Source organism: Actinobacillus genomosp. 1, from assembly GCF_029774175.1.
Taxonomy (GTDB): domain Bacteria; phylum Pseudomonadota; class Gammaproteobacteria; order Enterobacterales; family Pasteurellaceae; genus Actinobacillus.
In genome coordinates this window covers 1,601,375-1,624,641 of sequence record NZ_CP103834.1, presented here as the reverse complement: position 1 = coordinate 1,624,641, position 23,267 = coordinate 1,601,375, and the positions used below count along the sequence as shown (strand labels likewise).

Here is a 23,267-nt window from a genome sequence, read left to right as displayed (position 1 = left end):
GAGAACAAAATGGCAACAAATTCTCATATTGATAGAGTTAAAAAATTAGTTGATTCACTGAATAAATCAACTAAAGGCTTAGCGCAGTCAGGTGCAAACGGCATTAAACAAGGTGCCGGTTATGTCAAAAAAACAGGTCAAAAATTTATCTTATATATTCCTAAAGATTATCAAGGTTATGGTGGTAATAGCGGTGCAAGTTTAAATGATTTGGTTAAAGCTGCGGAAGCTTTAGGAATTGAAGTTCATCGTTCTGAAAAAGACGGTACTACATTAACTAAAGAATTGTTCGGCTCTACGGAAAAATTATTAGGGTTTTCTGAACGAGGCATCGCATTATTCGCACCGCAAGTCGATAAATTATTACAAAAAAATCAAAAATTGGGGAATGCCTTCGGTGGTTCGGCAGAAGCATTGGGGCAGCGTTTGAGTAAAACCCAAACGGCATTATCCGCATTACAAAGTTTTTTAGGTACTGCTATTTCGGGTATGGAACTTGACAGTATCCTTAAACGTCGCAGAAACGGTGAAGATGTTGGTACCGACCTTGCTAAGGCCGGTATCGATCTCACCGCACAATTAATTGACAACATTGCCAGTGCGACGGATACGGTTGATACTTTTTCGGAGCAATTAGGTAAATTAGGTAACGCATTAGCGAATACCAAACTTAAAGGTTTATCGAAAGCATTAAATAAAATCCCCGATTTAAGTATTGCGGGTCCCGGATTTGAGGCGATTGGCGGTATTTTATCGGTTGCATCCGCATCTTTGATTTTAAGTAACAAAGATGCGGATGCCGGCACAAAAGCGGCGGCAGGTCTTGAAATTTCAACTCAAATTATAGGGAATATCGGTAAAGCCGTTTCACAATATGTGATTGCACAACGTGTTGCGGCAGGTTTATCTACTACAGCGGCGACAGGCGGTTTAATTGCTTCTGTTGTGGCATTAGCTATTAGTCCTCTTTCATTCTTAAGTATTGCAGATGATTTTAAACGAGCGGATGAGCTCAATAAATATTCGGAACGCTTTAAAAAATTCGGTTATGAAGGTGATAGCCTATTAGCGTCTTTCTATCGTGAAACCGGTGCGGTTAAAGCGGCTTTAACCACAATTAATACTGTTCTTAGCGCAGCTTCTGCAGGAGTAGGCGCAGCAGCAACCGGTTCACTAATCGGTGCGCCTGTTGCAGCCTTGGTAAGTGCTATTACGGGTATTATTTCCGGTATTTTAGATGCTTCTAAACAAGCGATATTCGAACGTATAGCGACTAAACTTGCCGATAAAATTGAGGCATGGGAACTTCAATACGGTAAAAATTATTTTGAGAACGGATATGACTCCCGTCATTCTGCATTCTTAGAAGATTCATTTGAAATCTTATCTCAATATAACAAAGAACACTCTGTAGATCGTGTAGTCGCAATTACTCAGCAACGTTGGGATGCTAATATCGGTGAGCTTGCAGGTATTACCCGTAAAGGTTCACATACGAAAAGCGGTAAAGCTTATATTGATTTCTTTGAAGAAGGTAAACGTTTAGAGCGAGATCGAGATCTGTTCGATAAAACGGTATTTGATCCGCTTGAAGGTACGATCAATCTTTCAGAGATTAATAAAACCACTTTATTAACCTTTATTACTCCGGTTTTAACTGCCGGTGAAGAAATTCGCGAACGTAAGAAAACCGGCAAATACGAATATATGACGGAATTATTCGTAAAAGGCAAAGAAAAATGGGTGGTTACCGGAGTTAAATCTCATAGCTCGATTTACGATTATACTCAGTTAATTCAATTTGCCGTTGCGCCTGATGGTACAAAACGCCAAGTAACGATTGAATCACATTTAGGCGACAACAATGATCGAATCTATATCTCATCGGGTTCTTCGATTGTATATGCGGGAGAAGGCTATGACGTGGCATATTACGATAAAACGGATACCGGTTATTTAACCTTTGACGGTTCAAAAGCCGATAAAGCCGGTGAATATATCGTAAATAAATCACTTAACGGCGATGTTAAAATTTTAAAAGAAGTTGTGAAAACTCAAAATGTTTCCGTAGGGAAACGTACGGAAACACTACAATATCGTGATTATGAGCTAGGTTATGTCAACAACATCTCTGCTAAAGATGAGCTACACTCAATTGAAGAGATTATCGGCAGCAACCGTCGAGATAAATTCTTTGGTAGTAAATTCAGCGATATTTTCCATGGTGCGGCAGGAGATGATGAAATTGAAGGTCGAGAAGGTCACGATATTCTATATGGTGATGACGGTAACGATACTATCGCTGGCGGTGAAGGAAATGACCATATTTATGGAGGAAACGGTAACGATAAATTATATGGTAACCGAGGAAATAATTATCTAAGCGGCGGTGATGGTGATGATGAGTTATACGCAATTGATGTAGATACGAATAATGTGCTACTAGGCGGTAAAGGTAACGATAAACTTTACTCCGGTTCAGGTAATGATTACTTAGAAGGTGGTGAAGGTAACGATCATTTAGAGGGTAGCTCAGGTAGTGATTTATATGTTTATCGTTCCGGTTACGGTATCCATACAATCAATGAAGAGAACGGTCGAGCACAAGATTTCGATAAACTGTTCTTAGCTGATATCAGTTTTGACTCATTGGCATACTACAGAAGAGGAGACGATATTATTTTAGCTCCGGGTAACTACAATCTTGAATATGCGGAATCGCAAATTATTCTTAAAAATTGGTTTAAAGAGTTTAGACAACATGACGGTTTAAATCGCTCAAATAGCAAAATTGAGGAGATTATTGATAAAGACGGAAATGTTTTCACTATTGAATCTCTTGAGAAGTATATTGATGATTATACTCATAGAAAAAATGAATATTACCTAACTTCTAACTATTACTATAGAAGAGGTAGAGATCAATTAACCGCAATCAGTAATGAAATAGAAAAAATTATTTCTTCTAGCGGTGCATTTACCGGTGAACATGGAAAAGCGTCAATTGGTTTAGGCAATCCATCGATTCCTAATACTAATAATGGAGGAGCTAATATTTTAGGTTCCTTAGCAAATGTTGCTTAAGATAATTATTTTTAAATGATTAATAGCAATCCTATATATATTAGGTGTGTAGGATTGCTATTTTATTTATGGAGGAGCAAATGGATTTTTATCGGGAAGAAGACTACGGATTATACGCACTGACGATTTTAGCCCAGTACCATAATATTGCTGTAAATCCGGAAGAACTAAAACATAAATTCGACCTTGAAGGAAAAGGCTTAGATCTAACCGCTTGGCTATTAGCCGCAAAATCATTAGAACTTAAAGCAAAACAAGTAAAAAAAGCGATTGATCGTTTGGCGTTTATCGCACTACCGGCACTTGTATGGCGAGAAGACGGTAAACATTTTATTTTGACTAAAATTGATAATGAAGCAAAAAAATATTTAATTTTTGATTTGGAAACGCATAATCCTCGCATTTTGGAACAAGCGGAATTCGAGAGCTTATACCAAGGAAAACTGATTTTAGTTGCATCAAGAGCTTCCATCGTAGGTAAGCTGGCAAAGTTTGACTTCACTTGGTTTATACCGGCGGTAATTAAGTATCGTAAGATTTTTATTGAAACGTTAATTGTTTCAATTTTTTTGCAAATTTTCGCACTAATTACACCGCTTTTTTTCCAAGTCGTGATGGATAAAGTCTTGGTACACCGAGGTTTTTCAACCTTAAATGTGATTACGGTGGCATTAGCGATCGTCGTGCTGTTTGAAATTGTGCTAAACGGTTTACGTACCTATATTTTTGCGCATAGTACCAGCCGTATTGATGTGGAGTTGGGAGCAAGATTATTCAGACATTTATTAGCACTCCCTATTTCTTATTTTGAAAATCGTCGAGTCGGCGATACGGTGGCTCGTGTACGAGAACTCGATCAAATTCGTAACTTCTTAACCGGACAGGCACTTACTTCCGTGTTGGATTTAATGTTTTCCTTTATCTTCTTTGCGGTGATGTGGTATTACAGCCCTAAACTTACTCTTGTGATTTTAGGCTCGTTACCGTTTTATATGGGGTGGTCGATTTTTATCAGCCCCATTTTACGCCGCCGTTTAGATGAAAAATTCGCACGTGGTGCGGACAATCAGTCATTCTTAGTGGAATCGGTGACTGCAATCAATACGATTAAAGCGTTGGCGGTTACCCCTCAAATGACTAATACCTGGGATAAGCAATTAGCCAGCTATGTATCGGCGGGATTCCGTGTAACCACATTAGCTACTATCGGACAGCAAGGTGTACAATTTATTCAAAAAGTCGTGATGGTTATTACCTTATGGCTAGGCGCACATTTAGTGATTTCAGGCGATTTAAGTATCGGACAATTAATCGCATTTAATATGTTATCCGGTCAAGTGATTGCACCGGTGATTCGTTTAGCGCAACTTTGGCAAGATTTCCAACAAGTGGGAATTTCGGTAACGCGTTTAGGTGATGTTTTAAACTCTCCGACCGAGAGCTATCAAGGAAAATTGGCGTTACCGGAAATTAAAGGCGATATTACCTTCCGTAATATACGCTTCCGCTACAAACCGGATGCGCCGGTGATTTTAAATGATGTGAATTTATCGATTCAGCAAGGTGAAGTGATCGGTATCGTAGGACGTTCAGGCTCAGGGAAGAGCACCTTAACGAAATTAATTCAACGTTTTTATATTCCGGAAAACGGTCAGGTATTAATAGATGGGCATGATTTGGCATTGGCGGATCCGAACTGGTTACGCCGTCAAGTCGGGGTAGTATTACAAGATAACGTACTATTAAATCGTAGTATTCGAGATAATATTGCCTTAGCGGATCCGGGTATGCCAATGGAAAAAATTGTCCATGCGGCAAAATTAGCCGGCGCACATGAATTTATTTCTGAATTGCGTGAGGGATATAACACGATTGTTGGTGAGCAAGGTGCGGGACTATCGGGCGGGCAACGCCAACGTATTGCGATTGCACGCGCTTTGGTGAATAACCCGAAAATCTTAATTTTTGATGAAGCGACCAGCGCATTAGACTATGAGTCCGAGCATATTATTATGCGTAATATGCATCAGATTTGTAAGGGAAGAACCGTAATCATTATTGCGCACCGTTTATCTACGGTTAAAAATGCCGACCGTATTATTGTGATGGAAAAAGGTCAGATTGTGGAACAAGGTAAGCATAAAGAGCTGCTTGCTGATCCAAACGGCTTATATCACTACTTACACCAATTACAATCAGAATAGGAGGACTTATGAAAACATGGTTAATGGGTTTATATGAGTTTTTCCAACGCTATAAAACGGTTTGGACGGAGATTTGGAAAATTCGTCATCAATTGGATACACCGGATCGAGAAAAGGATGAAAATGAATTTTTACCTGCACACTTAGAGCTGATTGAAACACCGGTGTCAAAAAAACCGAGATTGATCGCTTATTTAATTATGTTGTTCCTATTTTTGGCATTAGTTATTTCAATTGTCAGCCATGTAGAAATTGTGGCGACCGCAACGGGCAAATTAGCGTTTAGCGGACGTAGCAAAGAAATTAAGCCGATTGAAAACGCCTTGGTTAAAGAAATCTTTGTGCAAGAAGGACAATTTGTTGAGAAAGATCAGTTGCTGTTACACCTGACCGCATTGGGAGCCGATGCGGATCAACAAAAAACCAAAAGTTCGTTATCACTGACTAAATTGGAACGTTATCGTTATGAAATTTTATTAGAGGCGGTTGCGGCGGATAGGTTGCCACTCATTGAACTGACAAAGGATGAATTTAAACATGCTACGGAAGAAGATAAAACCAGAATTCGTTATTTGATCACCGAGCAATTTGAAGCTTGGCAAAAGCAAAAGTATCAAAAAGAATTAGCTTTGCAACGTAGAGAAGCGGAAAAACAAACGGTTCTAGCTAATATTCGTAAATATGAGGGAATAAGTCGAGTTGAAAATGAAAGATTAAAAGATCTTAAAAAATTATTTAATTCGAAATCGACTTCTAAACATGATGTCTTGACTCAAGAAAATCGTTATATCGAAGCGGTAAATGAGTTGGCGGTGTATAAATCTCGTTTGAATGAAGTGGAAAGCGATTTACGTCAAGCCAAAGAGGAAATACATTTAATAACTCAGTTGTTTAGAGCCGATATTCTGGAGAAGTTGAAACAAAATGTTGAAGCGGAGAAACAGCTTTCGCTCGAATTAGAAAAAAATGAGCAGCGTCAAATTGCTTCGGTGATTCGTGCGCCGGTTTCCGGTACGGTTCAGCAACTTAAAACCCATACGGTAGGCGGCGTCGTGACAACTGCCGAAACCTTGATGGTAATTGCTCCGGAAGATGATGTTTTAGAGGTAACGGCGTTAATTCAAAATAAGGATATCGGTTTTATCGAAGTCGGTCAGGATGCGGTGATTAAAGTAGAAACTTTTCCTTATACTCGTTACGGCTATTTAATGGGTAAAGTAAAAAATATTACGCTGGAAGCCATCGAACATCCGCAACTCGGTCTAGTTTTTAACTCGATTATTTCTATTGATAGAAAAACTTTATCCGGCAAAGACGGCAAAGAAATTGAACTCGGATCAGGTATGAGTGTGACGGCGGAAATTAAAACCGGAGAACGTAGCGTTATTAGTTATTTACTCAGCCCGTTGGAAGAATCAATCTCGGAGAGTTTAAGAGAACGCTAAAGCAGATAAAACAAGCGGCCATATTTTCCTTACTTTTTTGCAAAAAACGTATGAAATATGACCGCTTGCCGTTTGTTAAAGACTATTTATTTACAATAATTTTAGCACCGTTGGAAAATACGATTTGGCGTGCTTCGAATTGCGCGGTTAGCTGTGCCTGTGGGTTCAGAAATACGGCTTGAGCTTCCTGTGGTAATTCTGAAACCGGTACGGCGAATGCAAGTTCCGCCGTAGTTTGGCGTTTTAAGTTATCTTTAAAGGTAACGGGCGCATCTTGCGTGAGGATAACTTTATCATTATAAACGTAATTAACCGCCCATTGGACGATACGAATATTACGTTTGGTTTTATTCTCAATGCTATATTTAAAGCTTACCATCGGTTGCCCATCTTTATTTTTAGCCAATTCATAACCAAAAAAGCGTAATCCGATACTGTCGTTAAATTGTTTAAGACGTGCTTCTTTAGCGGAAAGAGGTGCATTTTTGGTTACGGCTTTATGTTCAACCGTCGGTTGAATTTTATTGCCTTCAGCTTGAGCATTAAGGGCTAAAAAGAGTGATGCTACTGCCATGCTAAGTAATTTAGTGTGTTTCATAATTCACCTCGTGATGAGTGCTAAAAATCTAAGTAAATATATTATGGTATATATTGTCAGATTTACGGCACGGTTGCAATGACTGCATACCCGTCTGATTCGGCAATAATTTCTACTTGGTTTTGTGCTGCGATAAAAATAGATTCGCCTTGCTGCAAATAAATGGACTCTTCACCGAGATCGATATAAATGCTACCTTTCATCACCAGTAAAATACTTGCGCAGTCTGCCGTGAAGTTTTCTTCGTCAAATGCGTTGAATTGCATATGTTGTAGCGCAAAATCTTTCGCTTCGGGCGTCGGATAAAGATGAATGAAACCGTCGTTTTCTTGATAAGGCGGAATAATTTTCGGAGTAATCGCACGATAGTCGATGGAATGCAATAATGCGGGAACATCAATATATTTCGGGGTTAAACCGCCTCGAATAACGTTATCCGAATTTGCCATTAATTCAATATTCTGACCGCGTAAATAAGCATGCGGTAAACCCGCCCCTTGATATAAGCCTTCGCCTTTTTTCATATGGACAATATTGAAAAAGTAGAAACAAATCAAACCGCCGTCAATTTCTTCAAGCGGCGATTGCATATTTTCTACAATGTAACACACCCAATAATCGGGATTGTCCAATTTAAGTTTATCCGCTTGATATTCTTCTCGTTTAGCTTCAACCACCGGTAAGATCCATTGAGCAAGTTGCTGTTTATCGGCTTGCATAATATCCGCATAAACAAGCGGCAGACCTTTTTCTTCCAAGGCTTGAGCGATAGGTTTGAGAGAATCGTGTTCTTGAAGGCTGGCTTGGATTTCAAGCAACGGTTTGAAGCCGTGTAACGCCCATACGTCCGATAATGCAATCATCATTTCAGGTTTATGATTGGCATCTTTATAAATTCGGTTCGGCGCATTAAGCGGAATATTACGTAGGTTTTCTTGTTCGAATCCGTACTCCGCTTCATTTTTAGTCGGATGAACTTGGATGGAAAGCGGTTGTTTTATATCTAAGATTTTCAATAGATAGGGTAGTGTGTCACCGAATTGACTACGAATTTTTTCACCGAGTAATTCGGGTGTCGTTTCAAGCACTTTATCCAGAGGGAGCCAATTTTGTTCGAAAAGAATTTCAGACGGTGCGACGGGATGAGCCCCCAACCAATATTCGGCATAAGGTTTATCATCGGCTTCAGTTAATTTCAGAAAGTTCGGGATGAAATTCATACCGCCCCAAACATAATGCTGAAATTTCCCTCTTAATTTAAAAATCATTGTTTATATCCTCCGAAGAAATTCACCACTTTTTCAATATCCTCTTTATCCTGAATACGTACCAGTAAACGTCTGCCGCTTTTTAAATCAATAACTAAGATGTTATTGTCGGCCAAATTGATTTGTACGATATTTTTATACTCAAAAAAGACATTGCCAAAGAAGAACCCGCTTTCTTTTAATAACAAATAAGGCGAACGTAAAAAAGCAGTATAAATACAAAGTATAATCGAAAAGGCTAACAAGTAAATGGTTAATGCTTCGATACCGTTTTGAATACCGTAAATGATCGGCAGAATAATCAAACCGATCAGAATCCAAGCATCGGCTTTGACTTGTTTCTGTAAACGTACGGCAAGTTTGGTTTCGCCTTTTAATTTCAGCATAATACTTTGATCATAAACGGCAAAGAGTATTACGGCGATAATACCGACTAAAAGAATAAAATTTGTCATTCGTGCGATCCGAAAATGAAAAGAAACAAGCGGTCATTTTTTGTCAAAAATTTGCAAAATTTGATAAAAATATGACCGCTTATTTTTTTTGAATGTTGATTAAGCTAATGCACCTGTTGCCGCTCCTAAGATACCGATGACGAAGAAGCCAAGGATAATCCAAAGTGCGTTTACACGGTTACGTAATAACCACATACAAGCGAATGTTAGTAATAACGGTAATAATCCCGGCATTAAGCTATCGAGTATTTGTTGGATGGTTGTAGTTTGTTCAACACCGTCTTGCATTTTAATGGTGGATACGACAAGCGGAACATTAATACTTGTCCACTTCTGAACAAGTGCACCCATAATAAATAAACCTAGGATAGAAGCTCCCTCGGTTAATTTCTGTAATAAGCCGCCGCTCATATCTTGTACGACATCCAAACCTTTTTTGTAACCGTAAGTCACGCCGTAGTAACGTGTTGCCAAACGGACAAGGTTAAATAAAACGAAGAATAAAATCGGGCCTAAGATACTACCGGTTAAGGCAATACCCGCACCGAGTGCGGCAAATACCGGACGAGCGGTTCCCCAATAAATCGGGTCGCCTACACCGGCTAACGGTCCCATAAGACCGACTTTAATACCGTTGATTGCCGCATCATCAATCGCTTTACCGTTTGCACGCTCTTCTTCCATCGCGATGGTCACCCCTAATACCGGTGCGGCAACGAAAGGTTGAGTGTTAAAGAATTCAAGATGGCGTTTGATCGCATCTTTGCGTTCTTGCGAATTAGGATCCGGATATAAACGTTTGATAACCGGTGAGATTGAATACATAAAACCAAGTGCCTGCATTCGTTCAAAGTTCCATGAACCTTGGAACAGATTAGAGCGGAGAACAACTGCATTTAAATCGCTTTGCGTTACTTTTTTAATTTCGTTTGTCATTTTATTTTCTCCATTAATCTAATCTGTTATCAAGGTCATCATTTTGGCTTGCAGCAACGACGACTTGTTGGCTTTTGTTATATTTCGGATGAATTTGAATATAAAGGATTGCCATAATCGTACCTAATACGCCGAGCGCAACTAAGTTGAAGTCTGTAAATGCGGCAATAACGAAACCTGCATAGAAGAAAGGCATTAAATGGCCTGCTCGCATCATATTGATAACCATTGCATAACCGACAACCGCAATGAAACCGCCCGCAATTTTCAGACCGGTAGTCACTACTTCCGGAATCGCATTTAACATGGTTTGTACTACATCCGTACCGGCAGTTAATGCTACAATTAGCGCAGGGATAGCGATACGCATAGCTTGTAACATCAATGCGCCGAAATGAATCCAGTCTAAACGGTTGAGATTACCGTCTAATACCGATTTATCCGCAGCGTGTTGGAAACCGACGGTAATAGCACGGACAACATAAGTTAAAACCTGACCGGCAGCCGCTAACGGAATCGCAACGGCGATACCGGTTGCAATATCTTGTCCGCCGACAATTACGAGGATAGTTGAGATCACGGACGCTAATGCCGCATCCGGTGCGAGTGCCGCACCGATATTCATCCAACCTAAGGCTAATAATTCGAGAGAACCGCCGACGATAACGCCGGTTTTCACATCACCTAATACCAAACCGATTAAAGTACAAGCGATTAACGGACGATGAGTCTGGAATTCATCGAGAATAGAACCCGCCCCGCAAATACAGGATACGAGGAAGACAAGAATGACTTGTAACGTTGAAATTTCCATTTTAGTTTCCTTCTAGATTAAGCTGTTTTTCTTTAATAAGTCCATCATATACTGGCGAGCATCGTTCGATACTTTACGTACATCCAGCTCGATACCTTTGGCATCTAATGTTTTGAAAGCATCAATGTCTTGCTCATCTACCGAAACCGCAGAGGTAATCATTTGTTTACCGTCTTTATATGCCATACCGCCGATATTAACCGATTCGAATGCGACTCCCGCATTTACTAAACGTACGACATCGGTCGGATTAGTGAAAAGTAACATCATACGTTCGCCGGCATATTCGGGATTGTTATACACACGAATCATTTTATCGACAGGTACTACGTGTGCAGTTACCCCGGGAGGCGCAACGCTTTTCAGCATAGTTGAACGTACCGTATCTTTAGCCACATCATCATTAACGACAACGATGCGAGTGACTCTGCTTTCCTTTGTCCAACGTGTTGCAACTTGTCCGTGAATTAATCGGTCGTCAATACGTGCCAAACCGATTGTTAAATGCCCGATTCCGTTATTTTGTACCGTTGTCGGTTGAGCGACCGGAGCGGGTTTAACTTCCGGTTCTACCGCCGTTTGTTCTTGCTCTTTTAATGCTCGAACACCTAAACGACCGGCCTCTAAAGCGATTTCAACCAGTTCATCTAACGACGGGCCATCGTCGCGCGCCATAAAAGTTTCGACTAACATCGGCACATTAACACCGGTAACGATATTCATATTTTGTTTACCGTCGATAGTTCGATTTGCCGCATTAAACGGACTGCCGCCCCATGTATCGACTAAAAATAATACTTCATCGCAGTGTGCCAATTCGTTAGCGAGTTTAGCTTGATATTTCCCCATAATGGTTTCAGCATTCTCACCGGGGACGAAATCTATATAAGCAACATCGGACTGTTCACCAATCAGCATCTCGGTCGTTTTGAGAAGCTGTTCGGCGGCGACACCGTGGGTTGCTATGATAATAGCAATACTCATTTTTTACTCCTTAATGGGATTTTTTAGAAACTGTTTTTTCAAATAGAGTGAAAATCGGAGTAAATTCTAGATGAAAATTTACACAAAACAATTGTGAATTTTCTAAATTGTGATCAGTATCTCATTTAAAGGGTATTTTTGTATGTTATATAACCAAATCTATACAATTCATTAACTTTACTTGTAAAAATAATTATCTGCAGTGATGTGAGTAAAACACAAAAAATACCGCTATTCCTATAAGGAATAACGGTATTCGTTTTAAGGTATAGATATGAGAAAGTTATTCTTTCGGTAATCGTTTTACGGCAAGGACTAATCCGCCCCAGATAATGATTAATGCAACACACATCATAATAACTGCTGAAGTACTCATTTGCTTTCTCCTATTGTTCTACTTTAAATTCGGTTTCATTCTGCCATTTCAACCGAGAGAGTAAGAAGGCGACTAAGATTAAGCTGACTGCCATTCCCCAGCCGAAAATATTGATAAACCAGCTCGGATAGCCTTCATAACCTTCATGAACGACTTTGATAATTTCGCTAAATAACATAAATGCCAATACGCCGGTTGTGATGATGACACATAAGCGCCATAAAGTGCCGACTTTGAGCGAAGAAGTTTTGTTGATATGGTGTCCAAGCGTGCTAAGTTTACCTTTGGCAATAATTGCCACTAATGAAACGAATGCGACCGCTACGATACCGAAGTTGTTCACGAATTTATCCATTACATCCAACATCGGTAATCCTGTTGTAGTACCAAACAAGATAACGGAAACCAACATCATCGGTAAACCGACCGCAAAGGTTGATGTAACACGTCCTAATTTGAGTTTATCTTGGACGGCGGCGATAATTACTTCAATTACTGAGATAAATGAGGTTAAAGCGGCAAAGGTTAAGGAGCCGAAGAACAATACGCCGAGTAATGTTCCCATCGGTGCTTCATTGATGATTGTCGGGAAAGCAAAGAAAGCTAAGCCGATACCGCCTTTGGCAACTTCACTGACTTCTTGACCGGATGCCATTGCCATAAACCCTAAAGCGGCGAATACCCCGATTCCCGCCAATACTTCGAAACTGGAGTTTGCGAAACCTACCACCATACCGGTACCGGTAAGATCAGAGTCCTTTTTCAAGTAAGATGAATAAGTAATCATAATCCCGAAGCAAATGGAGAGCGAAAAGAAGATCTGACCGTATGCGGCAATCCATACGCTAGGATCCGCCAATTTTTCCCAATTCGGAGTAAATAGCGCATCTAAACCTTTGGTCGCTCCCGGTAAGAATAGCGACGAAATCACCAAGATAATAAACATCACGACTAAAACCGGCATCAAAATACTTGATGTTTTAGCAATCCCTTTTTCTACCCCTAATGCCAATACGATTAATGCGATAATCCATACGGCGATAAGCGGGCCGACAACCATACCGACAAAATCAAAGCTGATACCGTTAGCAATATCCCCCATTTTAAGAAATTCGCCGACAAAGAAATCAACCGGTTTATCTCCCCAAGCTTTTGTAAGAGAAAAATAGGTGTAAACCGCAGCCCAACCAAGGACGACGGCATAATAAATGCCGATAATGACATTGACTAAAACTTGCCACCAGCCGAAAACTTCAAAGTGTTGATTTAAGCGGCGGAAAGAAAGCGGAGCCGCCGCACGGTGACGATGCCCAATTGCAAAATCTAAAAATAATAACGGAATACCGGCGGTTAAAAGCGCGACGATATAAGGAATAATAAAGGCACCACCGCCGTTTTCATAAGTGGTGTATGGAAATCGCCAGATGTTACCTAAGCCGACCGCTGAGCCGATCGCCGCCATAATAAAGGCATTACGACCGGAAAATGTAGCGCGCTTTATATTAGATGTAGTGTTGGAAGACATGAGATATACCTCAAATTTAATTTTATTTATGTCGAGTTGTAATAGTTATTCGCAATGCCAATATGTCATTGAAAATGCTTAGTATGCAGTGAATATGCCTAAGATTTATTGGGAAGTAAATAGATAAAAATAAAATGAAGGTAGTGGTTATAGAGTGTTAAATAGTTTATTATTCTAACTTTGTTGTATTATTTTAGAATAAAAATCTATTTGTTGGTGCTGGGTAGTTTCTTATATAAACGCTGTCCAAAGGAGTTAGCATAATCACGTTAAATTTGTTTGGTTAAAAAATATGCTTTAGGTCTCTTGGTATAAATAAGAAAGCGGTGGAATTTACAATCTTTTTTGCAAATTCCACCGCTTATATAAGGAAAGGATTAATCTTGTAACGGTTCGACTTTGGCTTGTTTAACCATATTATCGCTTACTTCGAGAATGGTGATTTTAAGGTTATACAAGTTAAATTGAGTATCTTCATCCGGAATTTTTTCTAAATGTTCCAAAATCAAACCGTTAAATGTTCTGGCTTCATCAACAGGTAGATTCCAATCAAATAATTTATTCAAATCACGTAGATTGGCAGAGCCGTCAATAATGACGGAGCCGTCGGATTGTTGTTTTACTTCTTCTTCTATGGTCGGTGTGGTAGAAGTGGTAAATTCACCGACAATCTCTTCAAGAATGTCTTCCAAGGTAACTAAACCTTTAATATCGCCGTATTCGTCCACGACTAAACCGATACGCTCTTTATTACTTTTGAAGTTCATTAATTGCGTCGTTAAAGGCGTTCCTTCCGGAATAAAATAAACTTCATCAACCGCTCGAATTAGCGTTTCCTTACTCGGTTCGTCTTTTTCTAAAAGTAAACGGAAAGCCTCTCGTACGCGTAACATACCGATGATATTTTTATCCATATTCCCTTTATAAAGAACGACTCGGGCATGGGCGGCGTGGTTGAGCTGGCGCATAATCGATTTCCAGTCGTCGTCAATATCAATACTACCGATATCGTTACGAGGCACCATAATATCTTCAACCGTTACCTTTTCCATATCTAGAATAGAAATTAACATTTCTTGGTGTTCGGTCGGAATAAATTTACCCGCTTCTAATACCACGCCTCTAAGTTCTTCGGCACTTAATCCGGTATTTTCATCTTTTTTAACGCGTAATAACTTCATTAAGCCGTTAATGATTAAGTTCATAAAAAACACCAGCGGCATTAATAATTTTTTTAACGGCGTTAAGATATAACTGGCAAAGAATCCGATTTTTTCCGGATAAATCGCCGCTATCGTTTTAGGCAGAATTTCCGAGAATACCAACATCACAAAGGTTAGCGCACCGGTTGCAATCGCTACGCCGGCATCACCGGCTAAACGCATACCGATCATTGTCGCAATAGCGGATGCGGCGATATTGACTAAGTTGTTACAAATAAGGATAAGACTGAGTAAAACGTCCGTTTTGTTGAGCAGCTTCTCCGCCAGTTTCGCCCCTTTATGTCCGTTTTCGGCAAGGTGGCGCATTTTATAGCGGTTCAGCGACATAAGCCCCGTTTCGGAACTTGAGAAAAACGCAGAAAGGAATAGAAGAATTGCGAGTGTAATAAAAAGAGTACTCAGGGGAATACTGTCCAAAATAAAAATCCTATGTAAATGAATCGTTAAGCGGTCGAATTTGAATGAAAATTTGCAAAAAATTCTGAAAACTCAACCGCTTCCTATCGTGATTATGAAATCACATGACTACCGAAATAACCGACGGTCAATAATATTGTACCTAAAATCGAATAAATTAGCACCCGATTTCCACGCCAACGGAATTTCCATTGGCCTAAAAGTTGGATGTTGTAAACAATCCAAGCAAGGAACGAAAATATTGCCTTATGGATTTGTTCCGGCGCAAAGAAATTATGTAGGTAAATCATGCCCGAAATCAGAGTGATTGTCAGTAATGCTTGAGCCGCTAACGTGAGTGTGAAAAAGTGACGTTCTACCGTCATCAGCGGTGGCAGCATACTGCAGAAGACCGCTTTTTTGCTTTTCAGTTTATTATCCAACCATTTTAATTGGAAAGCATAAATTAAGGCTAAGAAAAAGAGTGCGTAGGAAAAAATCGCAATACCTAAATGGAAAATAAGCCCGGTATTTTGCGTAATGTTCTTGATAAAGTTTCCGCTGGCAAAGGTTGATGCTGCTACGCTACAAATCCCGAAGGTATAGACCACCATTAACGGAAACCAAATGGTTTTCCAACGGGGTAAGGCAAGTGTTGCGAAAGCACTCAGTAGTAAGCTCATCATCGAGTTTACATTGGAAAGCGAAAAATTCTGACCAACCCCGTTTAGTACCAATTCTTGTGATAAATTTATTGCGTGGAAGAATATGGCAAGTAAGCCGAATCCAAAAACCGCTTTAATATTCGGTTTTTTATCACCGGTTTGGTTTTCTAAATTGACGAGTGTGGGGGTAACCCATAATAATGCGGCAACATAAGCCAGCATTGCTAAAATCGCAAATAACATTGTCATCCCGTTTAAATTCAAAATAAGAATAGTTTTCAGATACGAGTAATCAAATTACCAGTTTTATTGCCTTTTTGCTATGGTTAGACGTGAAAAATTTCTTAAAGTTTACCTTATGTCAAAGAGGTTCCGCTTATTTAGTTTAGCTTATGAGATATTTTTTAAAAATCCGATTTTCTCTTTGACTATTTTGCTTTCTATCTGTAATATGCACACCCTATGCAAAAGGTAAAACTACCCCTCACCATTGACCCATATAAAGACGCGCAGCGTCGAATGGATTACGAAGGCTACATTTCACGTAGTCTTTTTAGTCGTTTGGGTGAATCTGTGAGCAATGTGCTAAGCGATGCACAAGTTACTCTCTCGTTATATATCGATCCGCAACGCTTAACCGTTATTAAAGGTACGGCGAAAGTTGAAGTGGAATTTGATTGCCAACGATGTGGTAACCCGTTTACACAAACGCTTGACTGTTCATTTTGTTTCAGTCCAGTGTCCAATATGGATCAGGCGGACAATTTGCCCGAAATTTATGAACCTATCGAAGTAAACGAGTTCGGTGAAGTAAATTTACTAGATATGATTGAAGATGAGTTTATCATCGAATTGCCTCTAGTCCCGATGCATAGTGAAGAACACTGTGAAGTGTCCGTGAGTGAACAGGTGTTTGGCGAATTGCCGGAAGAATTGGCGAAAAAACCTAACCCGTTCGCTGTATTAGCTAATTTAAAGAAAAACTAGATCTAGGAGTATAGCCAATGGCTGTTCAACAAAATAAAAAATCTCGTTCACGTCGTGATATGCGTCGTTCACATGATGCATTAACAACAGCAGCAGTTTCAGTAGATAAAACAACTGGTGAAACTCACTTACGTCACCACGTAACTGCTGATGGTTACTACCGTGGTCGTAAAGTAATCAACAAATAATCTCGGTTAGTTTCGAGGTATCAGTTGAATCGTCTAACCCTTGCGTTAGATGTGATGGGCGGGGACTTTGGTCCCCGTATTACTATCCCGGCATTATCTTTAGCATTGGAAAAGAATCCAATGTTATCTTTTGTTCTATTCGGCGATCAGAGCCAATGTTCCCCATTACTTAATTCTCTCCCGATTACACAGCAGCAACGTATTAGTTTTGTGCATACCTCCCGTATTATCGAGGCGGATATTTCTTTTACTCAAGCGTTACGTCAGAGTAAGGGCAGTTCTATGAGACTGGCGTTAGAAGCCGTAGCGAGAGGAGAGGCGCAAGGTTGTGTAAGCGGAGGAAATACCGGAGCATTGATGGGCTTAGCCAAATTACTGATAAAGCCTTTGCCGAATATTGAACGCCCCGCATTGACAACGTTAATTCCAAGTATGAACGGTAAATCGAGCGTGATGTTGGATCTCGGTGCGAATGTGGAAGCAGACAGCCGATTATTATGTCAATTTGCGGAAATGGGCAATATTTTTGCCGAAGTGATGTTAGATTTGGTTTATCCCCGTTTGGCATTATTGAATATCGGCACCGAAGAAAATAAAGGTAATCAAATTATCCGTGATACGCATCAGTTGCTTAAGCAGCGACAGGATTTAAATTACATCGGCTTTATTGAAAGCGACAAATTAATGAATCATTTTGCGGATGTAATCGTTTGTGACGGTTTTAGTGGTAATATTGCTTTAAAAGCCTTGGAAGGTGCGGCTAAAAATATCCTTACCTTATTGAAAAAGCCGACGCCCGATTCTCATCTTTGCCAAACGGCTAAACGTTATTTATTGCGTGCGATTTTCTACCGTTATTATCGGAAATTACAGCAAATCAATCCGGATCGCCACAATGGTGCGACCTTACTCGGGTTATCTTCGGTTGTGGTAAAAAGTCATGGCGGAGCCGGAGTAAATGCATATTTTTATGCGATAGATCACGCAATCGGGCAGATTAGGTACGGAATTCCTGATAAAATTTCACAAGGTTTAAACAGATTACATCAAAATTTATAGAGAATCGAAATATGTACAGCAAAATTCTAGCAACAGGGAGTTATTTACCTGCACAAATTCGTACTAATGCTGATTTAGAAAAAATGGTCGATACGACCGATGAGTGGATTTTCACCCGTTCCGGTATGAAAGAACGTCGTATTGCTGCCGCAGATGAAACTGTTGCGACAATGGGAGCGCAAGCGGCTAAAAAAGCATTGGAAATGGCGAAGATCGATCACAATGAGATTGATCTTATTGTCGTCGGTACAACGACTAACTCGCACGCCTATCCGAGTGCGGCTTGCCAAATTCAGGGGATGCTGGGCATCCAAGATGCGATTGCTTTTGATGTCGCGGCTGCTTGTACGGGGTTTGTCTATGCGTTAAGTGTTGCTGATCAATTTGTGCGTACCGGTAAAGTGAAAAAAACGCTTGTCATCGGTTCGGATTTAAATTCTCGAGCATTGGATGAAACCGATCGCAGTACCGTCGTGTTATTCGGTGATGGAGCCGGTGCGGTTATTCTTGAAGCAAGTGAAGAGCAGGGTATTATTTCGACTCATTTACATTCGTCTTCCGATACTGAATATATGCTTGCTTTACCGGCACAAAAGCGTGGTGATGAAAAATCCGGCTTTATTCAAATGCAAGGCAACGCCACCTTTAAATTGGCGGTAGGTCAGCTTTCAAGCGTGGTGGAAGAAACCCTTGAAGCCAATAACTTACAAAAATCGGATTTAGACTGGCTAGTTCCTCACCAAGCGAATATTCGTATTATTGCCGCAACCGCGAAAAAACTCGAAATGGATATGTCGCAAGTGGTATTAACCGTTGAGAAATACGGTAATAACAGTGCGGCAACCGTTCCAGTTGCATTAGATGAAGCGGTGCGTGACGGACGTATTCAACGCGGTCAATTATTACTGCTTGAAGCATTTGGCGGCGGTTGGACTTGGGGTTCCGCTCTTATTCGTTTTTAATCAATCTTGTTTCTAACAAGCGGTCAAAAAAGATAGAATTTTTACAAATGTCAGAAAAACAAACTTTTGCAGATAAAAAACGTAAAACCGTAGAACAAGCCGAATTTACCGAAGACGGTCGTTACCTTCGTAAAGTACGTAGTTTCGTGTTGCGTACCGGACGTTTGAGCGATTACCAACGTGATATGATGAATAACAACTGGGCGAACCTCGGTTTAGATTATCAAAATACACCTTTCAATTTTGAACAGATTTTCGGTAACAATAATCCGGTCGTGCTAGAAATCGGCTTCGGTATGGGACGTTCTTTAGTTGAAATGGCGGAACAAAATCCGGATCGTAACTACATCGGCATTGAAGTACATACGCCGGGTGTCGGTGCTTGTATTGCTTATGCCGTAGAAAAAGGTGTAAAAAACTTGCGTGTGATTTGCCATGATGCAACGGAAATTTTACGTGATGCGATTGCCGACGGTTCGCTTGGCGGTTTACAACTCTATTTCCCGGATCCGTGGCAAAAAGCGAAACACCATAAACGCCGTATCGTACAGCCGGAGTTTATCACTCGAGTGCTGACTAAATTAGGCGATAACGGCTTTATCCATTTTGCAACCGACTGGGAAAACTACGCAGAACATATGTTAGAAGTATTACGTCAATTTGAGAAAGAGTTACGCAATACCTCGGCAACCAATGATTTTATTCCACGCCCGGATTTCCGTCCTTTAACCAAGTTTGAAGAACGCGGTCATCGTCTTGGACACGGTGTGTGGGACTTATATTTCGTTAAACAAGCATAATCGGTTTAACGATTAATTTTAACTATCCATTCTCATTAAATAAGGGGAGATACAAATGGCTATTCAACGTAACGCGCGTCAGCGTAAAAAAATGCACTTAGCAGAATTCCAAGAATTAGGTTTCTTAGTAAAATTCCAATTTGCGGAAAACACAGGGATTGATCAAATTGATTTAACCGTAGATCGTTTTATCGCAGAAGTAATCAAACCAAACGGTTTAGCTTATGAAGGTAGCGGTTACTTACACTGGGAAGGTTTAGTTTGCTTAGAAAAATTAGGCAAATGTGATGAATCACACCAACAATTAGTAAAAACTTGGTTAGAAAATAACGGCTTAACTCAGGTTGAAGTAAGCGATTTATTCGACATCTGGTGGGACTACCCGGTTCAAGGCTAATGTTGAGCGACAAGCGGTTAAATTTTGCAAAAAAATGGCAAAATCCGACCGCTTTCTATCATGAGGGCGGGTGTATTCCCGCCCGAATAGTTTATAGAGATATTTTTTATAAGAGGAAGATAGATGGAATTTCTAGCCCCTGTTCTTTCAATCATTATCGGCTTTTTTAGCTTCGTATTAATTTTACGTACTTGGCTGCAATTCTGCCAAGTTGATCCTTATATGCCGTTATCCCAATCACTTTTACGCCTTACTTCACCCTTAGTGAATCCGGTAAGTAAAGTGATTCCGACCGTAAAAAACATCAATTTCGCCGCATTACTGATTGCACTCGTATTACTTGCATTCGAGAAATTTGTGCTAGGCGTACCGGTTGCAATGGCGGTATTAGCAGGCTTATTAGGCGTAGTAAAAACTTTCGGGCAGATTTTGTTTTTCACCACGTTAATTCGTGCCTTAATGAGTTGGGTCACACGTGGCGATCATCCGTTAGATTATATGGTAGCTCAAATTACCGAGCCGGTATTAGGTTTTATCCGTAAATTATTACCGCGTACCGGTATGTTAGACTTTTCAGTAATGGTACTCGGTTTCGGCTTAATTCTGCTAAATAACCTTTTCTATAGCGTATTTGGCGTGCTTTGGGCGATCGCTTAATGGAAGCGGTAGAACGTATTGAAAATCCGTGTGGCATCCGCCTGCGGATTTTTTTACAACCGAAGGCAAGTCGCGATCAAATTGTCGGCTTACACGATAACGAACTTAAAATTGCGATTACCGCACCGCCGGTTGATGGGGCGGCAAATGCGCATTTATTAAAATATTTAAGCAAGTTATTTAAAGTGCCCAAAAGCAGTATTGTGCTGGAGAAAGGTGAGCTGCAACGGCACAAACAATTGTTCGTACCGGAACCGAAATTGCTTCCGAAGGAAATTGAGGCGTTGTTTAATAAAGGAGCATAGTTCACTGAAACGTTACTATGTTTAGTGAACTATGTTTATTAATTAAAGCTATTCGCCAGGTTCATATTATCAGTAATGATGCCGTTCACTCCGTTATCAAATAGAGTTTTAATATCCTGTTCGTTATTTGCGGTATAAACCATAACAAATCGTTTAATTGCATGGCATTTGGCAACAAGTTCTGAAGTGGCGATTTTATAATTCAGTACAAAGCCGCTACATTCCAAAGCACTGATACTTTCCCATGCCGAATCACGCCATTTATCCAGTAATAATGCGCGAGGAATAGTAGTTTCCGCATCGTAAGCTCCTTGTAAGGCTTCTTCGCTAAATGAAGAGAGAAGAAACGGACAAATACCTTCCGAGGTGATAAATCGTTGTAAGAATTTCGCACATTGCATGCCCGTTTTATAATCTTGTCCCGGGTTTGGTTTAATTTCTACATTAAGAAAAGCATGATTATCCAGTACAAGATGTACAATACTTTCTAATAGCGGAATGGGTTCTTGAGTAAAGTTTGTACCGAACCAACTACCGGCATCAAGTCGGTTCAATTGTTCCCAATTGATTTTGGCACTACCTTGTCCTGATGTTGTGCGTTCAAGCGTATTATCATGTAATAAAAACAGCAGATCATCGGCAGAAAGTTTGGCATCACATTCAAACATTCGGTATCCTCGTTGAATACCTAGTTGAAATGCCGCCAATGTATTTTCCGGAGCTTGATTTCCGCCGCCGCGGTGGGCGATAATTTTTGGATATGGATATTGCATTGTTAATCCTTATTTTCTTTTTATATCAATTCGTTAGTTTCTTATATTATGCCTGACGTAAATTTGTTGTCGCATTAAACCAATGTAGTTGGGAGAAATCGGCTTCAATATGAAATACACCGGCAGTAGCATGATGCAACAGTTCTGAGCGGATTTGGTTATGACGAATAATGATCGGCTGTTGCCCCAATTCAGCATAAATGAGTTGTTCCGAGCCAAGCAATTCGCTGGTAGAAATATGGCTTTCCCAGCTAGTTTCGTTTACTTGATCCAGAAGGCGGATATGCTCGGGTCGAATACCTAAGATCCAATCACTGTCCTCTTGTACTTGTATGCTGATCGGTACGGGTACGCCTCTTAATAGTTGCCCGTCACAATAAACCCTATGCTGTTTCACTTGGACTTTTAATAGATTCATGGCAGGTAAACCGATGAAGTTTGCGACAAATGTCGATGCCGGATAAGAAAAAATATTCTCTGGCGTATCAAATTGCTCGATTTTCCCTTTATTCATCACAATGATACGATCCGCCAGAGTCATTGCTTCCGTTTGGTCATGGGTAACATAGAGTGAAGTTACGCCGATTTTATTATGACGGCGGCGAATTTCTAAGCGTGTCGATGTACGTAATTTTGCATCTAAATTTGAGAGCGGTTCATCAAACAGAAATAATTGTGGTTTACGCACAATGGCTCTACCCATTGCAACACGTTGCCGCTGTCCGCCCGATAATTCTTTCGGTTTCTTATCTAAATGGGCTTCGATATCTAGCATTTTGGCGGCTTCGGCAATACGTTGCTCAATTTCTTCCGCCGGCATTTTCGCTAACTTGATTCCGTAAGACATATTTTCACGTACCGTCATGTGCGGATAGAGAGCGTAATTTTGAAACACCATGGCAATATTACGTTGTGACGGCTCTAATTCGGTCACATTGCAATTTCCGATGATAATTTCACCGCTTGTCGGCGTTTCTAAGCCTGCAACAATTCTTAATAAGGTGGATTTACCGCAGCCGGACGGTCCGACGACTACAATAAATTCCCCCGGTTCAACTTGTATATCAATGCCTTTTAAAATTAAATCTTGAGGTTTTTTCGTCGTGCCGTAATGTTTCGTGATATTTTTTAACACTAGTGTTGCCATAACATTATTTCCTTGAATA

Annotated in this window: 23 protein-coding genes; 11 read left to right on the top strand and 12 right to left on the bottom strand. The window is 40.2% G+C overall.

Translation table 11 applies throughout. The annotated features are described in order from the left end of the window. Positions 1-9 precede the first annotated feature (9 nt). From NYR63_RS07500 to apxID, 3 genes are all read left to right on the top strand, one after another. Complete coding sequence (locus NYR63_RS07500) at positions 10-3,084, top strand: RTX family hemolysin (RefSeq protein ID WP_279456977.1); 3,075 nt, start codon at positions 10-12, stop codon at positions 3,082-3,084. A gap of 80 nt (positions 3,085-3,164) precedes the next feature. After that, complete coding sequence (gene apxIB, locus NYR63_RS07495; protein WP_005618982.1) at positions 3,165-5,288, top strand: RTX toxin T1SS ABC transporter permease/ATPase subunit ApxIB; 2,124 nt, start codon at positions 3,165-3,167, stop codon at positions 5,286-5,288. An 8-nt stretch (positions 5,289-5,296) separates the two neighbouring features. Beyond that, positions 5,297-6,733, top strand: coding sequence for an RTX toxin T1SS ABC transporter adaptor subunit ApxID (apxID, locus tag NYR63_RS07490; protein WP_279456976.1), 1,437 nt, complete (start codon positions 5,297-5,299; stop codon positions 6,731-6,733). Positions 6,734-6,815: 82 nt separating this feature from the next. On the opposite strand, the gene NYR63_RS07485 is transcribed toward apxID, so the two are convergent. The 10 genes from NYR63_RS07485 to NYR63_RS07440 all read right to left on the bottom strand — a co-directional run bounded on the left by NYR63_RS07485 (position 6,816) and on the right by NYR63_RS07440 (position 16,216). Then, complete coding sequence (locus NYR63_RS07485) at positions 6,816-7,331, bottom strand: hypothetical protein (protein ID WP_279456975.1); 516 nt, start codon at positions 7,329-7,331, stop codon at positions 6,816-6,818. Positions 7,332-7,393: 62 nt separating this feature from the next. Next, positions 7,394-8,599 (bottom strand): mannose-6-phosphate isomerase, class I, encoded by a 1,206-nt coding sequence (manA, locus tag NYR63_RS07480; protein ID WP_279456974.1) that lies wholly within the window; start codon positions 8,597-8,599, stop codon positions 7,394-7,396. Then, on the bottom strand, positions 8,596-9,054 hold the full coding sequence (locus NYR63_RS07475; RefSeq protein WP_279456973.1) for a DUF986 family protein: 459 nt from the start codon (positions 9,052-9,054) through the stop codon (positions 8,596-8,598). Before NYR63_RS07475 ends, manA begins: the two co-directional genes overlap by 4 nt. A 99-nt stretch (positions 9,055-9,153) precedes the next feature. Then, positions 9,154-9,990: a PTS mannose transporter subunit IID gene (locus NYR63_RS07470; RefSeq protein ID WP_005598569.1), complete on the bottom strand. Its 837-nt coding sequence runs from the start codon at positions 9,988-9,990 to the stop codon at positions 9,154-9,156. Positions 9,991-10,003: 13 nt separating this feature from the next. Further along, positions 10,004-10,804 carry a PTS mannose/fructose/sorbose transporter subunit IIC gene (locus NYR63_RS07465; RefSeq protein ID WP_279456972.1) on the bottom strand — a complete coding sequence of 267 codons (801 nt, stop codon included), beginning with the start codon at positions 10,802-10,804 and terminating at the stop codon, positions 10,004-10,006. A gap of 12 nt (positions 10,805-10,816) precedes the next feature. Continuing rightward, positions 10,817-11,788, bottom strand: a complete 972-nt coding sequence (gene manX / locus NYR63_RS07460) for a PTS mannose transporter subunit IIAB (RefSeq protein ID WP_279456971.1) — start codon at positions 11,786-11,788, stop codon at positions 10,817-10,819. A gap of 283 nt (positions 11,789-12,071) precedes the next feature. After that, positions 12,072-12,164 carry a methionine/alanine import family NSS transporter small subunit gene (locus NYR63_RS07455; RefSeq protein ID WP_279456970.1) on the bottom strand — a complete coding sequence of 31 codons (93 nt, stop codon included), beginning with the start codon at positions 12,162-12,164 and terminating at the stop codon, positions 12,072-12,074. Positions 12,165-12,174: 10 nt separating this feature from the next. Beyond that, a complete protein-coding gene (locus NYR63_RS07450; protein ID WP_279456969.1) occupies positions 12,175-13,689 on the bottom strand; it encodes a sodium-dependent transporter in 1,515 nt (504 codons plus the stop codon). 377 nt (positions 13,690-14,066) lie between these two features. After that, a complete protein-coding gene (locus tag NYR63_RS07445; protein ID WP_279456968.1) occupies positions 14,067-15,329 on the bottom strand; it encodes an HlyC/CorC family transporter in 1,263 nt (420 codons plus the stop codon). A gap of 92 nt (positions 15,330-15,421) precedes the next feature. Further along, positions 15,422-16,216 carry a cytochrome C assembly family protein gene (locus NYR63_RS07440; protein WP_279456967.1) on the bottom strand — a complete coding sequence of 265 codons (795 nt, stop codon included), beginning with the start codon at positions 16,214-16,216 and terminating at the stop codon, positions 15,422-15,424. Between the two features lie 219 nt (positions 16,217-16,435). Here NYR63_RS07440 and yceD point away from each other — a divergent pair, with 219 nt between their 5' ends. The 8 genes from yceD (at position 16,436) to yggU (ending at position 21,328) form a co-directional block, all read left to right on the top strand. Beyond that, a complete protein-coding gene (gene yceD / locus NYR63_RS07435; protein ID WP_279456966.1) occupies positions 16,436-16,960 on the top strand; it encodes a 23S rRNA accumulation protein YceD in 525 nt (174 codons plus the stop codon). Positions 16,961-16,977: 17 nt separating this feature from the next. Further along, positions 16,978-17,148, top strand: coding sequence for a 50S ribosomal protein L32 (gene rpmF, locus NYR63_RS07430; RefSeq protein WP_005598552.1), 171 nt, complete (start codon positions 16,978-16,980; stop codon positions 17,146-17,148). Positions 17,149-17,172: 24 nt separating this feature from the next. After that, positions 17,173-18,207: a phosphate acyltransferase PlsX gene (plsX, locus tag NYR63_RS07425; RefSeq protein ID WP_279456965.1), complete on the top strand. Its 1,035-nt coding sequence runs from the start codon at positions 17,173-17,175 to the stop codon at positions 18,205-18,207. Positions 18,208-18,218: 11 nt separating this feature from the next. Beyond that, entirely contained in the window at positions 18,219-19,169 is a 951-nt protein-coding gene (locus NYR63_RS07420) for a beta-ketoacyl-ACP synthase III (protein ID WP_279456964.1), read from the top strand. 47 nt (positions 19,170-19,216) lie between these two features. Further along, positions 19,217-19,969, top strand: coding sequence for a tRNA (guanosine(46)-N7)-methyltransferase TrmB (gene trmB / locus NYR63_RS07415; protein ID WP_279456963.1), 753 nt, complete (start codon positions 19,217-19,219; stop codon positions 19,967-19,969). A 55-nt stretch (positions 19,970-20,024) separates the two neighbouring features. Further along, positions 20,025-20,366: a YggL family protein gene (locus NYR63_RS07410; protein WP_005598541.1), complete on the top strand. Its 342-nt coding sequence runs from the start codon at positions 20,025-20,027 to the stop codon at positions 20,364-20,366. A gap of 123 nt (positions 20,367-20,489) precedes the next feature. After that, on the top strand, positions 20,490-21,023 hold the full coding sequence (locus NYR63_RS07405) for a YggT family protein (RefSeq protein WP_279456962.1): 534 nt from the start codon (positions 20,490-20,492) through the stop codon (positions 21,021-21,023). Beyond that, positions 21,023-21,328 (top strand): DUF167 family protein YggU, encoded by a 306-nt coding sequence (yggU, locus tag NYR63_RS07400; protein WP_279458544.1) that lies wholly within the window; start codon positions 21,023-21,025, stop codon positions 21,326-21,328. Before NYR63_RS07405 ends, yggU begins: the two co-directional genes overlap by 1 nt. A 38-nt stretch (positions 21,329-21,366) precedes the next feature. Here the strand turns inward: yggU and NYR63_RS07395 are convergent, their stop codons facing one another. Together NYR63_RS07395 and NYR63_RS07390 are read right to left on the bottom strand one after the other, a co-directional pair. Then, entirely contained in the window at positions 21,367-22,101 is a 735-nt protein-coding gene (locus tag NYR63_RS07395; protein ID WP_279456961.1) for a glycerophosphodiester phosphodiesterase family protein, read from the bottom strand. Between the two features lie 46 nt (positions 22,102-22,147). Beyond that, the gene (locus NYR63_RS07390; protein WP_279456960.1) at positions 22,148-23,248 is read right to left on the bottom strand and encodes an ABC transporter ATP-binding protein; all 1,101 of its coding nucleotides are present in this window, start codon (positions 23,246-23,248) and stop codon (positions 22,148-22,150) included. Positions 23,249-23,267: the final 19 nt, after the last annotated feature.

Excerpts from the sequence above, each read along its gene's own strand:
- NYR63_RS07500 (WP_279456977.1), top strand. The coding sequence starts at position 10 with ATGGCAACAAATTCTCATATTGATAGAGTTAAAAAATTAGTTGATTCA.
- apxIB (WP_005618982.1), top strand. The coding sequence starts at position 3,165 with ATGGATTTTTATCGGGAAGAAGACTACGGATTATACGCACTGACGATT.
- apxID (WP_279456976.1), top strand. The coding sequence starts at position 5,297 with ATGAAAACATGGTTAATGGGTTTATATGAGTTTTTCCAACGCTATAAA.
- NYR63_RS07485 (WP_279456975.1), bottom strand. The coding sequence starts at position 7,331 with ATGAAACACACTAAATTACTTAGCATGGCAGTAGCATCACTCTTTTTA.
- manA (WP_279456974.1), bottom strand. The coding sequence starts at position 8,599 with ATGATTTTTAAATTAAGAGGGAAATTTCAGCATTATGTTTGGGGCGGT.
- NYR63_RS07475 (WP_279456973.1), bottom strand. The coding sequence starts at position 9,054 with ATGACAAATTTTATTCTTTTAGTCGGTATTATCGCCGTAATACTCTTT.
- NYR63_RS07470 (WP_005598569.1), bottom strand. The coding sequence starts at position 9,990 with ATGACAAACGAAATTAAAAAAGTAACGCAAAGCGATTTAAATGCAGTT.
- NYR63_RS07465 (WP_279456972.1), bottom strand. The coding sequence starts at position 10,804 with ATGGAAATTTCAACGTTACAAGTCATTCTTGTCTTCCTCGTATCCTGT.
- manX (WP_279456971.1), bottom strand. The coding sequence starts at position 11,788 with ATGAGTATTGCTATTATCATAGCAACCCACGGTGTCGCCGCCGAACAG.
- NYR63_RS07455 (WP_279456970.1), bottom strand. The coding sequence starts at position 12,164 with ATGAGTACTTCAGCAGTTATTATGATGTGTGTTGCATTAATCATTATC.
- NYR63_RS07450 (WP_279456969.1), bottom strand. The coding sequence starts at position 13,689 with ATGTCTTCCAACACTACATCTAATATAAAGCGCGCTACATTTTCCGGT.
- NYR63_RS07440 (WP_279456967.1), bottom strand. The coding sequence starts at position 16,216 with ATGTTATTTGCGATTTTAGCAATGCTGGCTTATGTTGCCGCATTATTA.
- yceD (WP_279456966.1), top strand. The coding sequence starts at position 16,436 with ATGCAAAAGGTAAAACTACCCCTCACCATTGACCCATATAAAGACGCG.
- rpmF (WP_005598552.1), top strand. The coding sequence starts at position 16,978 with ATGGCTGTTCAACAAAATAAAAAATCTCGTTCACGTCGTGATATGCGT.
- NYR63_RS07420 (WP_279456964.1), top strand. The coding sequence starts at position 18,219 with ATGTACAGCAAAATTCTAGCAACAGGGAGTTATTTACCTGCACAAATT.
- trmB (WP_279456963.1), top strand. The coding sequence starts at position 19,217 with ATGTCAGAAAAACAAACTTTTGCAGATAAAAAACGTAAAACCGTAGAA.
- NYR63_RS07410 (WP_005598541.1), top strand. The coding sequence starts at position 20,025 with ATGGCTATTCAACGTAACGCGCGTCAGCGTAAAAAAATGCACTTAGCA.
- NYR63_RS07405 (WP_279456962.1), top strand. The coding sequence starts at position 20,490 with ATGGAATTTCTAGCCCCTGTTCTTTCAATCATTATCGGCTTTTTTAGC.
- yggU (WP_279458544.1), top strand. The coding sequence starts at position 21,023 with ATGGAAGCGGTAGAACGTATTGAAAATCCGTGTGGCATCCGCCTGCGG.
- NYR63_RS07395 (WP_279456961.1), bottom strand. The coding sequence starts at position 22,101 with ATGCAATATCCATATCCAAAAATTATCGCCCACCGCGGCGGCGGAAAT.
- NYR63_RS07390 (WP_279456960.1), bottom strand. The coding sequence starts at position 23,248 with ATGGCAACACTAGTGTTAAAAAATATCACGAAACATTACGGCACGACG.